Below are 15,812 nucleotides of genomic sequence, written 5' to 3' on the forward strand. Positions count from 1 at the left end.
AAAAATTTGTTAAGCATAAATCCCAAACGTGAAAGTTAACATTTTTTAATATTAAAAATATTTACCAAAAAGATAATTTGTTTATAGCGACGAGGGCATTTTTCGTAATCAAGTTAAAATCAAATATTCTTTTGATAAAAAATTATCAAAAGCTTTTTACTCGCTTTGTAAATTAACAAACATCTTTGAGTTTTGATTTAATAAGACTCCTATTTGATTGCGTGAAAAAACTTAGTATAACTCAAAGAGCCTTCTTTATCGTTAGCTCTTGCCTGCTAAATCAAGTAAATCTTGGAAATCAAAGCGGATTTATCTGGATATTTAGATAATATTGGCTAAATTTCTAATTAAACCCCGTTCATTTGAAAACCTAGAGTTCTTAAAAAGAGTATATTATCTACTCCTGGCTTGAGTTTTGAGCTTTCTCTGAGTCAAAATAATTATAGTTCTAAAGGTAGACGTGGTTTAGCTTAGTTTGTGTTTGATTACCGCTATGAGTTACAGATTTATTGAATTAATTGGAATGGAATACAAAACTTGACAATTGCCAAAATAAAACTCAGAGAATGGAATCAGCACTCAGGTGCTTGTGCAATAACATCTGGCTTGAGCGTCTTAGAAGAAATGTATTCCAATTAGATTCGACTTTATGCACTCGATATCCCAGCTTGAAATAAAGCTGTCGTGCTTGATGGTTATTTTCTAAAACATGGAGATATAAGTCTTGAAATCCCCACTCGCGAGAGACTTTTTCACAGCTAGTAAGTAATCCTGAAGCCACACCATGTCTACGGTATTTTGGGTGAACCGCTAAATTAGATAAGTAAGGAAAACCTACACCAACCTCGCTCCATGAATCACTACTGTAGCGTACACCCATTTCCACACTCCCTACTAAGTTATTAGCCTCACCAGTAGTAGCTTCAAGGGCAACTAAGCACAGATGACGGGGTGCAGGTGATGCCATCCGATGCCTTAAGTCTTCGTAAATACCCAGACGTAGCAACGGAAAAGCCCATCCCCATATACCGTTGTGGGAATGAAAGCTTTCAGTAATAATTTGGGCAACACCAATCAAATCAGCAGGTGTAGCTGTACGAATTTGGAATTGGCAGGAAGCTGGATTGATTGGCTGTTGGTGGTATGGGTGAAAAAACCGATATTTCAAGGCTAGTTTAGTATTGATTTTATTCAACAAAAATTTTCTCAAATATCCTAAAACAAGATTTAAACTAAATCAGAACTTATAGAGTTGCCGAGGAGATTTAACTGAACCAATATTGCTAATTCGCTTTTTCTTGTAGATTAAATAAATTTTACATTTTAGTTTGGAGTTTTATAATCCGCATTTTTGAAAGAGTATTAGCTCGACTTTATCCATTTTTTTTCAACGCGATCGCAATCGCTAAAACCTTTGTGGGACGGTAGTTTTACTTTTTTAACTTCATTGATAATCTGTGACGTGGAAAAGTATTTGCCAAAAAGCCAGGATTTTTGCCGGATAAAGAAAACCGAGTTCTTAATTTTGGATGAAGTCGAGCTTAGGAGTTACAACTTCATAAATCTATTTAAACTCAGTATATTCATTGCATACCTTCTTTTAGGTAAGCAGAATCTCAAACTGATTACCACAAAAACATCTCTAAAGTGATAGAGCTTTCAGCGAGTGGGCAGAGGAATAGCATAACTTATCTGTAAGCAGCATCTCCAAAATTGTTAAGTAAGTACACTATTGGCAAACTCTGGTTTCAAACTACCCTTGGTTACAGTACTGAACTTGTTTTTTGCAGTTACCGCACACTGATACTACTTTACTACTAAGTCCTAGAAGTAAGCTGTACAGTTACTGTGACAAGAATCTGTAAGGTTCCCTAATCCCTAATCTCTAACTCCCCAACCACTACCACTTGTCTTAATGATAGTTCTGATTGCTAAATTAGAAAGAGGTATTTGTCTAATAGTATACTTTGGCTTTAAATCTTATTGTTTTAATTTTGCTGACTCTACCATGACTACCATAAATAAAATTTACCTGCAAGTGTTATTACAACAACTGTGGAGGGAAAACTTAATATGCAGCTTTATCTGGATTTTTCTGCTGGCTATGAGCGCTGTATGTATTATCAGACATTGCTCACAGGAGGTGAAAAAAGATTTGGCAAGCAAGCGTCGACTCTATAACACTAAAACTGACAATGAAAGCAATTACCCTGCACCAACCCAAACGGTAATCGGCACAAGCAATTGAGACGAATTACTGTGAGTAAACGCTCCCACACTCAGCAGTCATGTAGCCAAACAGCCCTATTGGTCGAAATGCTCTGCTCTTACCTGACTCAGAAAAATCCTTACCTGATCAGATTATTCTTTATCCGACTGCCGTTGCAGCAGGAAAGCGGTGCATGAAATCCCAAGCAAACAGTAAGCCTAAAATTTTGGTTGTCGATGATGAACCAGACAACCTTGACTTGCTTTACCGCACTTTTTATCGTGATTATAAGGTGCTAAGGGCAACCTCTGGCCCTGCGGCCCTCGATCTGCTGGCTCAAGAAGGAGAGATCGCGGTGATCATCTCCGATCAGCGGATGCCAATGATGAGCGGTACAGAATTTTTGAGCCTGACAGCAACTCAATATCCAGATATTATTCGGATAATTTTAACTGGCTACACCGATGTCGAAGACTTGGTGGAAGCAATTAACGCTGGTAAGGTATTTAAGTATGTCACTAAACCGTGGGAGGCGGAGGAACTCAAAGCAGTGGTACGCCAAGCTTTGGATACCCACAATGTCCTCAAAGCTAGAACCCGCGAACTTACCCGCACACTCCGTCAAGAATCGCTGCTGAATACTGTTACCAATACGATTCGCAGTGCTTTAGACTACAGACAAATTTTGCAAGCAATTGTAGACACAGTGGGTCACATGTTGGAGGTGGATGTTTGTCTGCTACGTCCCTTCCAAGATGAGCAGTTGGCGGATAAAGGGTTTATTTATCAGAAGCCTCTTTCTGAAGAGACAGAGGTGCAGGAGAGCAAAAAAGAAGTGGCAGTAAGTCTTTCCCCTCTACCCGCTATATCCTCTGCAACTCCTCTCCCTCTTTTAGCTCAGACAGTGTGGGAAACCCGCGAAGTTCAAGTGATTCACGATGTGATTGATGATGAGCGCATTCACGGTAACACTCCCGAACTGCGTCTGCGGGCGCAAGCTTTTGCTGCTGCTAACATTTGTTCTAGTTTAGTTGTGCCATTGATCTGCCAACAAGAACTGATGGCAGTACTAGCACTGCACCAGTGTTCTGTTCCTCGCTTCTGGAGCGATGATGAGGTGCAGTTAGTTTTGATGGTAGCAGATCAGGCAGCCTTGGCTTTGTCTCAAGCTTATGCTTACGAACAAGTACGTGCCCTTGCCAAGCGAGAGAGCTTGATTAATACAATTACTAGCGCGATTCGCTCTAGCTTAGATCCTCAAGATATTTTTGCGGCTATTACCCAACAATTGGGACAAGCTTTACAAGTTGATGGATGCGTCTTGTCTTTGTGGACAGAGGAAGATAAGTTTGTTGAATGCGTGGGTTTGTATGATAGTTTTCAACATCTAGAAAATTTAAGAGCGTCAGCCCCAGATAATAATTCAAGTAGCAATCATCACTTATCAAATCAGCGATTACCCTATTCTCAAGCATCGATTCAGGAAAATCCCATCCTCCAACAAATGCTACAGACACATGAACCTGTGGTAATTGGTAATGTCAGCCATTCTCCTTTAGATATGCGGGGTTTTGATTTACCTTTAAAAATGCCAGCGCGATCGCTAATGTTTGTGCCATTATTGGCTGATGGTAAATGTATCGGTAGTATTACTTTGCACGAAGGTAAAAAAGTACGCCAATGGTTGCCATCTGATATCGATTTGGCGAAAGCAGTGGCAGCACAAGCCGCGATCGCTGTGCAGCAGTCACACTTGTATCAAAAAACTCGCCAACAAGCTGAACGCTTACTGGAATTAGACAAACAAAAAACTGAATTTTTTCAAAATATTTCCCATGAGTTCCGCACACCGATTACCTTGATTCAAGGGCCTTTAGAGTCGGCAGTAGCGGCTGGTGAGGGATTATCTTACTCTCAAAGTGCGATCGCCCTGCGTAACTCCCGCCGCCTCCTGCGACTGGTAAATCAACTCTTGGATTTACAACGCCTGAATGCGGGGAGAATGCAGCCTAGCTTCCATCCCTGCGATTTAGTGGAATTTGTCAGCCAAATAGTGGAATCTTTTCGTCCCTACTGTGAGAAAAAGAGACTGCATCTCGTCACCCAGTTAGATGAATGTTCGACAGTGTACTTGGACATGGAAAAATTTGACAAGGTGGTTTACAATCTCTTGTCAAATGCCATGAAGTTTACTCCCGAAGGTGGCACGATCGGTGTCAGGCTAAAATCTGAGCGCGATCGCTGCATATTACAAGTGCAGGATACTGGAATTGGTATTGTTAAAGAACAAATTCCCCACCTATTTGAGCGCTTTCGCCAAGCTGAAGGTTCAGCAAACCGCTCCTATGAAGGCAGTGGTTTGGGTTTAGCTTTAGTTAAAGAATTAGTAGAATTACATGGCGGTCAAGTCACTGTAGAATCAGTTTATGGTGAAGGTACTACTTTTAGTTTATGGCTGGTGACTGGAAATGCTCATTTACCTGCACAGCAAGTACTAGAAACGCCTACCGAACTGAATACAAACCGCGCTAGCGTAGAATTAGCTGATTTAGAACTAGTAGAGTCAACAACAGACAATATTGAAGATATTACAATAAACCTCTCTCCCAGTGTTGATACTCAAGACTCAGCACATGAGACTCAGCACTCAATTTTAGTTGTAGATGACAACCCCGATTTGCGAACCTATGTATCTGAAATTTTCCGCCGTAATGGCTATCATGTACAGACAGCTCGTAACGGTCATGAAGGGCACAGTAGAGCGAAGGAAATTCTACCCAGCTTGATTGTGACTGACTTAATGATGCCGTTAGTGAGCGGACTTGAGATGATTCAGATGATCCGCAATGAGGAGACGTTGAAAGGAACACCAATCATTCTGCTGACAGCAAAAGTAGATGAAGAAACCCGCATCGAAGGTACAGAACATGGCGCGGACGCTTATTTAGCAAAACCATTCAACGATCGGGAACTTTTGGCGGAAGTTCGCAATCTTTTAGCGTTGAAAGAAAATGAACGGCGAATTGTGGAGTTAAATACTTATCTAACAGAATCGGTGCTAAAGCGCTTTTTGCCTGCTGTATTGGTGCAAAAAGCCGCAACCGGAGATTTAACGTTAGATTTGCGCCCAGAACCACGCTTAATTACAGTTTTGTTTAGCGACATTGTGGGTTTTACACAGCTAGCAAATACTCTCAGATCCCGACGAGTTGCAGAGCTGCTAAATGAATATTTAGAAGCAATGACCAAAGTTGTCTTTAGCAATGGCGGCACTGTAGATAAATTTATGGGAGATGCTATTTTAGCTTTATATGGAGCGCCGGAAGAACTAACCCCTAACGAACAAGTGCGTCGTGCCATTAATACAGCAAGAGCAATGCACCACTCACTAGCTGACTTGAACCAGCGCTGGCGAGAGCAAGGTGTATTCGATAGCGACAAACTTAATAGCGTACAGTTCCGGTGTGGTATTCACCAAGGTACTGCTGTTGTGGGGATGTTTGGTAGCGCTGAACGCGCCGATTATACTGCTATTGGCCCAAGTGTCAATATTGCCGCAAGGTTGCAAGCTGCCGCTATTCCCGGTACGATTCTAGTTTCTGCTGCCGTAGCAGATTATTTGCAGGAAGGAGAAATTACTAAAGGGAGTCCGCTAGAACTTAAAGGAGTAGATGAAACAGTTTTGACTTTTGCTGTTTCACCAGAGGTAATGGTTAATCGCTAAAATTTAGACTGGTATTTTAAAGCATTACCAATGAGTAAAAGTGCATAATCATATCCAGTTTATATAATATGACACCATCGGTTGCAGACAAAACTCCAATTCCAGCCAAGGTCTGGAGACGACACACCGATCCACCAGGTTTGTGGATTTTTGTCATTGTCAGTTCAGTCTCTCTGCACTTGCTGGTGTTCTGGCTGATGCGCTCATCTAATGCATTTAGTCTGTGGTTTCCCCAGCAAAATCAATCTGCTGTTCCCATCGAATTGATAGAAATTGCTCCTAAAACAAAATCAATAATCAAATCAAAATCAACAGCCAAAATAGTTTCGTCAAAGCCACTATCCTCTACTCAAAAGTCTGTACCAGCACGTTCATCACAAACAGCACGAACTACGCCTAGAAATGAAGAAATTGGCGCAATAAATCCTCCTGAAAATTTCCAGAAAAAGAGCCGAATTTACGCCTCTCAACCTAATAGCGAACCTTCTAGACAGCAGATAGTCCCCACGCCAACGCCGAAACCTATAGCTAAAGCCACATCGACACCGAAACCTACACCTAAAGCCACACCGAAACCTATAGCTAAGGCCACACCAACACCGACACCAAAACCTACACCTAAAGCCACACCGAAACCTATAGCTAAAGCCACGCCGACACCTACAGTTCCAATCGGTAATTTACCTTGGAAGCGTCGTCAAGAAATTAAACTGGGAAAGGGAACGCAACTACCAACAGGTATTCCATCAAATCGACCAGTTTTAGAACCTGAAAATAGAGAAACTCAACCAACTTCGACTGGAGAAACTCCAGCAACTTCGACTAGAGAAACTCCAGCAACTTCAACTAGGGAAACTCCCGCAACTTCAACTAGAGAAACTCCAGCAACTTCAACTAGAGAAACTCCCGCAACTTCAACTGGGGGAGCATCGGTAGCAATAGTAGCTCCCTTATCTAGAGATGAAGTGATTAGCTTGATACAATCAAAAGGATTCCGACAAGATGCTTTACCCGATGTTATCGCTTTATACAAGGGAAGCAACACAAAACAATTAGACCCAAGTTTTCTTATCCAGAATTCAAAACTCGAACCAGCACAACTTTTGGCTAGCTTGATAATCGATCAGAATGGCAACTTTCAACAGGCTGTAGTTCTAGAAATAGAACCAGCAAAACTGCAAAGTGAAAAAAGTACATACGAGCAAGTATTGAGGGAAGTTTTCAAAACAGAAAACTTTCTTGCTGCCCACAATAACGATGGCACAAAACCAGAATTGAGCAATTTGTATGTCAGGATCAAAATGCAACCCGCAAATTCCAACTAAATGCTTGAATTTTTACAGAAACTGTGTTAAGTTTGTAGAGTTGGAAATTTGCGGGCGTAGTTTAGTGGTAAAACTATAGCCTTCCAAGCTATTAATGCGGGTTCGATTCCCGCCGCCCGCTTAGAAAAAACTCTTAAATACACGGGTGCAAAAACCTAAGTCTAAATCTTAGTCACATAAATAGTTAAACAGCAATTCACAATTTTTGGCAGCGTACAGAAATAGCTTGAAACTGAGAGTAGCCAAATTCTAGGATGAGGAATAAGCAACACTTTCTTGAACAACATCCGCACTCTGGCTATTTCTTTGTTGTTTTATAGTTGGCAGGATTTTGGAAAACGCCCAATAAGTTTGGATTTTTTGAATTTTATAATTGCTGCTAATTAAACGTGAGTTCGATGTACCTCTCCCTCCCAACCTCCCTCTCCCACGGGGAAAGGGAGGAGCAAAGAGAAATTAGGGTTTTGGCTCCCCTCTCCGTGTCCAAGAGGGGTTGGGAGAGGTCAAAAAAGGGCTTGTCGAACTCACGTTAATTAAGATTTTCTAGGCGAATGCGTGGATCGGCTGCTTTGAGCATCAAGTCGGCGATTAAATTGCCAACAATCAGAAGTACTGCGCCCATAACCAAGCTTGCCATTAATAAATATAAATCTTGAGCTTGTAAAGCCTGTAAAGCCAATCTCCCTAAACCAGGCCAGTTGAAGAAAAATTCGGCGATGAAGGCACCATTTAATAAACCAGCTAATTCAAAACCTAATAAAGTAATTAAGGGATTTATAGCGTTGCGGAGTGCATGAACATAGATGACGCGGTTTTCTGGTAAACCTTTGGCACGAGCCGTTTGGATGTAATCTTGACGCAGGACATCTAATAATTCGCCGCGAGTGATGCGTTGCAAACCCGCAAAACTAGTAATTGAGAGTGCGATGGTGGGTAAAATCATGTGCCACCCGATATCTAAGATTCTGCCAAACCACGACAGTTCTGAGTGATTGATGCTAGTCATGCTACCCACTGGAAAAAATGGTGAGGTGATTTGGGCTAAAACCAGCAGCGCTAAGGCAGTGATGAAACTAGGAAAGCCTTGTCCTGCGTAACTAATCACTTGTAAAATCCGGTCTGCTGGCCTATTTTGTTTGACAGCGGCAAAGATCCCTAGAGGGATGGCGATCGCCCATGTGACAATTAAAGATGCGATCGCTAATAGCAAAGTCGCTGGTACTCGTTCCCACAACAGCGATGCCACTGAACGTTGATAAATAAAACTCGTGCCAAAATCTCCTTTGGTTAAGATTCGCCATAGCCACAGCCCAAATTGCTCTGGCCAAGACTTATCTAGACCAAACTGCCGTTTGATTTCTTCAATTCTTTCAGGAGATATCTTCGGATTTTGCCGCAGCGTATCTACATAATCACCGGGAGCGAGTTGAATGATGAAAAACGACAACGCTGACGCCAACAACAAGGTTAGCAGTGCCTGCAATAGTCGCTTTGCCACATAAACAAAAGTTTCGCTCGTGACTAGCCTGATTAGCCAATCCCGACCGGTCTCCAAGGAAATTTTCGTAGATGTCATTTATATTTTGTCCTTTGTCTTTTGTCATTTGTCATTTGTCCTTTGTCATCTGTCCTTTGTCTGTTGTTTTTCTACTGACTAATGACTAATGACCAATGATTAATGACTAATATTCAATTAAAGAGATAATCGGCACGTCCGGTAAATGTGTACGCCCTTGTAAATCCCGTAGCTCGATAATAAACCCAAATCCTACTAGTTCGCAGCCAATTTTCTGCACCAATTTAGCTGTGGCACTCGCTGTCCCACCTGTGGCAATCAAGTCGTCGACAATCAAAACTCGGCTACCTTGGTGTAAAGCGTCTTGATGCACTTCTAGGCAATCTGTACCATACTCTAGTTGATATTCAATTGAGTGAACGGCTGCTGGTAACTTCCCTTTTTTGCGGATGGGAATAAAACCAGCTCCTAATTTATAAGCCAGAGGCGAACCAAAAATGAATCCTCTCGACTCCATACCAATGACATAATCAACTGTTATTCCAGCTTCATCGCATTTTTGTGCTAAAAAGTCAATAGTGTAGCGCAGTCCCTCTGGGTCGCGCAGTAACGTAGTAATATCCCGAAATAAAATTCCGGGTTTCGGGAAATCTGGAATGTTACGAACGAGAGACTTTAAATCCATAAAATGGGGAATAAAGGAGTAGGGAATGGGGAATGGGGCATGGGAAATGAGGTAGAAAAATTAATCAGCAATACCCAATGCCCAATACTTCGACTTACCTCGGCTTTGCTCGGCACGAGTCGCTCAGTACAAGTGCTTAATGCCCAATTTCAGATACCTGAAAAATCGTACACTATAATGTCATACGCTGGGGGTCAAGTAGGGATAAAGGCTGAAGCTTCGCTCTTCATTGACGATAATTAGAATCTAAACCAAGCTATAAAAGGTATTTCACTAAGAAATGAGGTGAATTTAGTTATGTTTTAAAATTTTGATTTCAATATAGGGAAAACTTTGAGTAGAAAGAGTTAAGTAATGTATATATCAGGTAGTCATGCTACTGCCACAAGTCTAAGGCTCAAGTCTTGGCTACCGATCTTAAATTTGTTTTATCTAGTCTGTTGGAACCGCACAAGGTATTTATAGAATGAATGTTTCAGCAAGTTTAACGCCGTTCAACAGTCCAACCCAAGATTCACTGCCGATGATTCTGGACACTTTACCAGATCCTGCGATCGCTTCCAAAACGTGTCCTCGGAGAACCAGGCTGCAAATTGACCTGATTTTACTGGCAATTGAAGCTTTAGAACTTGGTGGTTCGGAAGCAATCCTGGCTTTTGCTCAAGAGTTGGATCTTAAAGGAATTGTTAAAGACAGGGTGAATTTATGGCGGATGCGTAGCTCTAACCCGCTACGAAGAGCGCACATACGCCGTCCTTTAACTATTATGGAAGCAAAAGCTTTGGTGGTCATTGCTTGCTATATAGCACGGCGTTTAACTGTTGTCATCCGTCAGTTATTAATGATATGTCAACAAATGGAAGAAAAACAGATTCCATTAGAACAGAATTTGCGGCTATCTAATTATTTAGAGCGGTTTAGAGCGCATTTTAAAAGCCGGATGAATGCTCGACGTTCTGGTGTACTAGCATTAACTTCTGATGAAAAATTAGATGCGCTAGCAATAAATTTGTTAGGACAATTACTATTTTGTACTGGTACTGCTGGAATGCAGCGGTTCTGGATTAGTCTTTTTGACGGTGAAGTGGAATGAATATTCAACGTAAGTACAGTCTACCTAATTGTACTCTTCTTTTAGAAGGGTTAAGTGATGTCACTAGGGCTGCACAGTTTCAGGAAATGCGCCCAGAATTATCAATATTGGTAAATGCAGAATGCTATTTATCTGGTTACAATCAACCCCTAACCGGAGGGCGAGAATTTTTTGAAAGTTTGGTGAGGGCTGTTAGTGGTTACGCCCAAGAATTTCTGAGTACTGTACCCAATCCGCAAGCACACAATCAGGAATCGGAGCTAGTAGAGTTTCAAAAAATTGACGGCAACCGCCACAGGTTAATCATACATTCAGAGAATGCTCCAGAGGGGTTCGATCGCTCTAATAATTCTAAACGTCCGCCGATTGAAATAGATTTGAATACGGTACAGTTGTTTGATTTGGTAGAAGCAGTGGATCAGTTTTTTGCTGATACTCAGACTTTACCAGAATTATCCTTAGAACTACAACCAGTTACTAGACGCTATGGCGGTGCCAGTCAGGCTGTAATCAAGCAGGCTGTTCCTGCGGCTATAGGAGTATCAAGTTTAGCAGTAGCAGCGATCGCATTTAACTTGATTCCACCTCCCCAAATTCGTCCACCGCAGCCTAAGCCAGATGAACAATCTAGCTCTACAACAAAGAACCTTAATCCTCCAGCATCAGCAGCTGCAACACCCATTGAGGCTGCAACACCGACGACACCACCCACAGCCAATGAAAAGCCAGTAGTTAAAGATTTAGAAGCACTTTTAAATACAGTTCCAGAAATTACCGACCCATCCCAGTTGCGTGCATTAAATCGTCAAGTGTATAACCAAGTTCATCCAGCTTGGACTAAGCGTTCAGGATTGCAACAGGATTTGATCTATCGTTTGGGTGTAGCTGCGGATGGAGCGATTGTTGGTTATAAAGCGGTGAATAAAGAAGCCAATCAAGAAGTCGGGCAAACTCCTCTGCCTAACCTACTTTATAATCCTGCTAACCGCGCTCCCATTTCTAATGAACCAATCGCCCAATTCCGAATAGTGTTTACTACAAATGGTGTGCTGCAAGTTAGCCCTTGGCGAGGATATGCTAAGACACCAGAGGTAGTCGGTGCAAAAATTACTGACTCTAATATCACTAAAGGTTTAAATCAAAAGCTTTATAATACAGTTCGCCAAAACTGGAGTGGCACTCCTACCTTTACGCGAGATTTAAAATATCGAGTAGCGGTCAACAAAGATGGTGTAATTGCTGACTATGAACCACTTAATCAAGTCGCCTTTGATTATTTCCGAGAAACACCTCTTCCTAAGATGTTTAACGACATTTATGGTTCTAATGTAGCTGCTCCCAATAACAAAGAACCTCTAGCCCATTTCCAAGTGATATTCAAGCCTAACGGTAAGCTTGAAGTCACTCCTTGGAAGGGATATCAGTAATTGGGCATAGGGCAAGAGAATTAAGTTGCTATTCCCTATTTCCTATGGTTTTTAGGTAAGCATTGAGCTTGGGTAATAGTTCATCAAGAATTGGTTTTAATCTGCTTGCCTGTTCATTTGTCAATAACTGTCTGGCGTAGGCTAACCTCAACCAACTGATAGTTTCATACAAAGACCCTCTCGCAATCTTGACAAAACGCCGATTATCTTGGTCGTTGTACCTGCCTCTACCTTCTGCGATGTTCGCACAAATACTATCAGCAGACCGAACAATTTGTTTGCCCAGTGTATCTTTAGTAAAATTTTCCCATCCTTTAGCAATACGCCAAATTTCATTAGCTAGCTTTTGGGCAAGTTGATAAACTTCTAAGTCCTCAAAATCAAATATTCTTACAAAAGTCCATCGATCATTTATCGATCGATAGTTCCCAATTCTTAATGCCCCATACCCAATGCCCAATTACCGTGTAATTCTCCGCATATAATTTCCCCATAATTGAGCTGCTTGAGCACTGCTGCCAGATGTCGGGGAATTATTGTCGTTTCCTAGCCAAACACCAGTTACAAGTCGCTGACTGGGGATAAAACCAATAAACCACAAGTCAACGTTTTTATCAGTCGTGCCAGTTTTACCAGCTTCACCTAATCCAATGGCAGCACTACGACCAGTACCTCTGGCGATTACACCGCGCATCAAACTAGTCATTTCATCGGCGACATTAGTTGTCAACACTCGTTTGTTGGCACCTGGATCTTGGTCGAAGGAGTAGATTACGCGACAGGTTTTGATATCATTGCGATCGCTGCAATCACCACTGTCTAAAATTCGGTTAATGGCATGGGGAGGATTTGACACACCGCGATTGCCAATAGCGCCAAAAGCACCAGTCATTTCCAAAACATTGACTACGCTTTGACCCAGTACCAAACCGGGAACCGGATCGAGGTTTGATTTTATCCCCAAACGCTGTGCCATTGCCACGACTTTATCCAGCCCGATTTCTCTGGCAACTCGCAAGGCGATGGGATTCTCTGAAAGCGCCAGTCCGGTGGCAATATCTAAACTAGTATCAGCACCAGCACGACAGGGTTTATAAGTAAAGCCTTGCCAAGTTAAAGGGGCGCAAGAATAACTTTTTGATTCTGGAATTCCCTGTTGAATCGCGGCGGTGTAAGCAAAAATTTTAAAGGTGGAACCTGGCTGTCTTTTGGCTTGAACAGCACGATTGAACTGACTTTTTTTGTAATCAGTCCCGCCTACCATTGCCAGGATACTGCCTGTACTAGAGTCAAGAGTGACTAATGCTCCTTGAGAAAAATTAAAAGTTCTACCAGAGTTGTTCACCGAATTATTCAACGCTGCTTCTGCTTGTCTCTGTATGGTTGGATCGAGCTTGGTTTCAATGATATAGTTTCCCTCTCTTGCAGCTCCCTCACCCAAAATTGATTCGAGTTCAGAGAAGACGTAACTGTAAAAATAAGGTGCGATCGTTTTCGCTTGCTGTTCGCAGACTTTAGGACTAATTTGAACAGTGGAACGTCTAGCTCGGTTCGCATCCTCTGCTTTAATTTTGCCCATCTCCAGCAACCGCTTAATTACGCGATTTCGGTATTCAGCTGCTTCTAGCTTATTTGGCCCATCCCCACAAAAATCGAAGGCGTTGGGTGCTGGTAAAATTCCTACCAATGTTGCTGCTTCTGCCAAAGTTAATTCTTTAGCCGGCTTTTCAAAGTAATATCGGGCTGCATCCTCAAAGCCAGAGGTATCTCCTCCCAAAAAAACCCGATTTAAATACATCAGCAAAATATCATCTTTGCTGTAAAATGTTTCGAGTTTTAGGGCGACAACTGCCTCCCGCAATTTTCGGCCAAGGGTATCTTGTCTACCTACATACTCGCGGAACAAACTACGGGCAACTTGCTGGGTAACAGTGCTGGCTCCTTGTTGCACATCCCCGGTGCGACTATTAATCAACACAGCTCGTAAAATCCCCAGAGGATCAACCCCAAAGTGCCAGTAATAACGACTATCTTCTGAAGCCACTACCGCAGCAGGCAAATAAGGGCCAAATTCCTCTAATCGCTTCATGTCTACATGAGAGATTGTCCGAGGTTCTCTCAGGGGAGTGGCTCCATCACGGGCGTAAACAACTACTGGGGCGCGTGTCGCTGTCGGTAGAGGTCTGACTGAAAATTTCAGCCATTCGACGCCAATCACCAGCGTTAACAGGGCACTGACACCACCAACACCATAAGCTGTCCAACTTGCAGCTTTGACATACCATGCTGGTGGATCGACATATTGCAACCGTACAGAAGCGGCTAGTTCTGGGGGTCCCAGAGTCAGAATATCGCCGTGACGCAGTTCTAGAGAACTAACACGACGTTTCCCACGATAAATGCCATTGGTGGAGTTTTCGTCTTTGATCGTGAAAACTGGTGTGCGCTGAGTAGAATTCCGCGATAATGAGAGGTGAATTTGGCTGACAACAGGGTTACGGATAACGATATCGCTGGATTTCGAGCTACGACCGAGAATATAGCGATCGCCCAACAGTGGATATACCTCTGCTTTATCCGCCCCCGCATCCTGCACCCAAAGTTCCGGTACTTTGGCATTAGGCTTGAGCGCCAATTTTGAAAAATCGACCCTAGCTTGAATCGTATGTACTGCTTGAGTCAGTTGACCTAGTAACGTTTGTGGCTTGTGAGGGGGTTGGGGAGAACTCATCGGCTATTCACATCACAGTTTTTAATGAAGAATCGGGCGAATTACAATCAATTTTAGATGTTAGTCTTTCATCATTTTACTCATAAGCCAAAGCATAAATTAGCTCTACGGAACCTTTTTGATTTAATTTATACTTAAATTCATATTCAAACTATTAAAATATTTGTAATTTTAATTACTTATTTATAGAAGGAAATACTGTTTATGTGTTCTCATAAGCTTAATCTAGGCTAGTATTAAACCTTCAATAACTACAAGTATAATTTTTTATTTTGTCTTTTTAAACACTAGCTAGTAATAAACAACTGAATTTAATTGTTACCAATTTTACATATCCACATATTTTGAAACAAACCTAAATATCTTCATTTAGGAGGATTTTCTAAATCTTGGTTCTCTGCTTTAATGGGGCGAGTGTTCTGTTGAGGTTAATTTCAGTAATGATGGGAAAATCTCTGAGCTTGATTGGTACAGCTTTATCTTTGGCACTTACCACTAATATTGCTGTAGCCGAATCCAGTAAATCCCCCATAGCCCAATCTAGTACCGACTCCACTAGTGCACCAGCGGAAATCAAGCTGTCACCAGAAGGTAAGAAAATTCTATGCCAGAATTTTCCACTTAATTCACGTTGTCCCGGCGGCACAGCACTCACCCCTAGCGCTCCTGGTAGCACTACAGTACCAGCAGAAACAACACCAGCAGAAACAACAACGCCTGATAGCACCACCCCTCCTGACAGCACAACTGCACCAGGAAGCACTCCTTCTGGATCTGGCACTCCCGAAACCACTCCAGCACCAGAAAGCACAACCCCATCGGCACCCGGCGCACCTAGCAACTTAACTCCACCACCAGGAAGCGTTACTCCAACCACTCCTGAAGGCGCACCTAGCAACTTAACTCCACCAGGAAGCTCAACCACTCCTGAAGGCGCACCTAGCAACTTAACTCCACCATCAGGAAGCCCAAACACTCCTGAAAGCGCACCTACTACTCCTGGCAGCACTACCGAACCAGGTAGCTCAACTACACCAGAACAACCTGGCACTCCTGGCACTCCTGGCAGCAGCCTCGAACCCGGTAGCTCTCCCAGTACTCC

Annotated in this window: 10 protein-coding genes and 1 tRNA gene; 5 read left to right on the plus strand and 6 right to left on the minus strand. The window is 42.4% G+C overall.

Going from position 1 to position 15,812, the window contains the following annotated elements:
* Positions 1 to 559: 559 nt before the first annotated feature.
* Positions 560 to 1,198, minus strand: coding sequence for an N-acetyltransferase family protein (locus NSTCB13_RS11765; protein WP_448272468.1), 639 nt, complete (start codon positions 1,196 to 1,198; stop codon positions 560 to 562).
* A gap of 1,204 nt (positions 1,199 to 2,402) precedes the next feature.
* Between NSTCB13_RS11765 and NSTCB13_RS11770 the strand changes: the two genes are divergently transcribed.
* The 3 genes from NSTCB13_RS11770 (at position 2,403) to NSTCB13_RS11780 (ending at position 7,379) form a co-directional block, all read left to right on the plus strand.
* Entirely contained in the window at positions 2,403 to 5,933 is a 3,531-nt protein-coding gene (locus NSTCB13_RS11770) for a response regulator (RefSeq protein ID WP_448272469.1), read from the plus strand.
* A gap of 68 nt (positions 5,934 to 6,001) precedes the next feature.
* Positions 6,002 to 7,258 carry a hypothetical protein gene (locus NSTCB13_RS11775; RefSeq protein ID WP_448272470.1) on the plus strand — a complete coding sequence of 419 codons (1,257 nt, stop codon included), beginning with the start codon at positions 6,002 to 6,004 and terminating at the stop codon, positions 7,256 to 7,258.
* 50 nt (positions 7,259 to 7,308) lie between these two features.
* A tRNA-Gly gene (locus NSTCB13_RS11780) sits at positions 7,309 to 7,379 on the plus strand.
* Between the two features lie 408 nt (positions 7,380 to 7,787).
* Here the strand turns inward: NSTCB13_RS11780 and NSTCB13_RS11785 are convergent.
* The gene (locus NSTCB13_RS11785) at positions 7,788 to 8,834 is read right to left on the minus strand and encodes an ABC transporter permease (protein ID WP_322675301.1); all 1,047 of its coding nucleotides are present in this window, start codon (positions 8,832 to 8,834) and stop codon (positions 7,788 to 7,790) included.
* 106 nt (positions 8,835 to 8,940) lie between these two features.
* Positions 8,941 to 9,459 (minus strand): adenine phosphoribosyltransferase, encoded by a 519-nt coding sequence (locus tag NSTCB13_RS11790; protein WP_322694165.1) that lies wholly within the window; start codon positions 9,457 to 9,459, stop codon positions 8,941 to 8,943.
* A gap of 466 nt (positions 9,460 to 9,925) precedes the next feature.
* Between NSTCB13_RS11790 and NSTCB13_RS11795 the strand changes: the two genes are divergently transcribed.
* Positions 9,926 to 10,552 (plus strand): DUF3038 domain-containing protein, encoded by a 627-nt coding sequence (locus NSTCB13_RS11795; RefSeq protein ID WP_322675299.1) that lies wholly within the window; start codon positions 9,926 to 9,928, stop codon positions 10,550 to 10,552.
* Positions 10,549 to 11,979, plus strand: coding sequence for a DUF4335 domain-containing protein (locus NSTCB13_RS11800; protein ID WP_448272471.1), 1,431 nt, complete (start codon positions 10,549 to 10,551; stop codon positions 11,977 to 11,979). The genes NSTCB13_RS11795 and NSTCB13_RS11800 overlap by 4 nt, the downstream gene beginning before the upstream one ends.
* A gap of 28 nt (positions 11,980 to 12,007) precedes the next feature.
* Here the strand turns inward: NSTCB13_RS11800 and NSTCB13_RS11805 are convergent, their stop codons facing one another.
* The 3 genes from NSTCB13_RS11805 to NSTCB13_RS11815 form a co-directional block, all read right to left on the minus strand.
* The gene (locus tag NSTCB13_RS11805) at positions 12,008 to 12,367 is read right to left on the minus strand and encodes a four helix bundle protein (RefSeq protein WP_448273184.1); all 360 of its coding nucleotides are present in this window, start codon (positions 12,365 to 12,367) and stop codon (positions 12,008 to 12,010) included.
* A 72-nt stretch (positions 12,368 to 12,439) separates the two neighbouring features.
* On the minus strand, positions 12,440 to 14,710 hold the full coding sequence (locus NSTCB13_RS11810) for a transglycosylase domain-containing protein (protein ID WP_445629700.1): 2,271 nt from the start codon (positions 14,708 to 14,710) through the stop codon (positions 12,440 to 12,442).
* Between the two features lie 382 nt (positions 14,711 to 15,092).
* Positions 15,093 to 15,761 (minus strand): hypothetical protein, encoded by a 669-nt coding sequence (locus NSTCB13_RS11815; protein ID WP_448272472.1) that lies wholly within the window; start codon positions 15,759 to 15,761, stop codon positions 15,093 to 15,095.
* Positions 15,762 to 15,812: the final 51 nt, after the last annotated feature.

The sequence above is a fragment of the Nostoc sp. DSM 114160 genome, from assembly GCF_053470305.1.

Excerpts from the sequence above, each read along its gene's own strand:
- NSTCB13_RS11770 (WP_448272469.1), top strand. The coding sequence starts at position 2,403 with ATGAAATCCCAAGCAAACAGTAAGCCTAAAATTTTGGTTGTCGATGAT.
- NSTCB13_RS11775 (WP_448272470.1), top strand. The coding sequence starts at position 6,002 with ATGACACCATCGGTTGCAGACAAAACTCCAATTCCAGCCAAGGTCTGG.
- NSTCB13_RS11785 (WP_322675301.1), bottom strand. The coding sequence starts at position 8,834 with ATGACATCTACGAAAATTTCCTTGGAGACCGGTCGGGATTGGCTAATC.
- NSTCB13_RS11790 (WP_322694165.1), bottom strand. The coding sequence starts at position 9,459 with ATGGATTTAAAGTCTCTCGTTCGTAACATTCCAGATTTCCCGAAACCC.
- NSTCB13_RS11795 (WP_322675299.1), top strand. The coding sequence starts at position 9,926 with ATGAATGTTTCAGCAAGTTTAACGCCGTTCAACAGTCCAACCCAAGAT.
- NSTCB13_RS11800 (WP_448272471.1), top strand. The coding sequence starts at position 10,549 with ATGAATATTCAACGTAAGTACAGTCTACCTAATTGTACTCTTCTTTTA.
- NSTCB13_RS11810 (WP_445629700.1), bottom strand. The coding sequence starts at position 14,710 with ATGAGTTCTCCCCAACCCCCTCACAAGCCACAAACGTTACTAGGTCAA.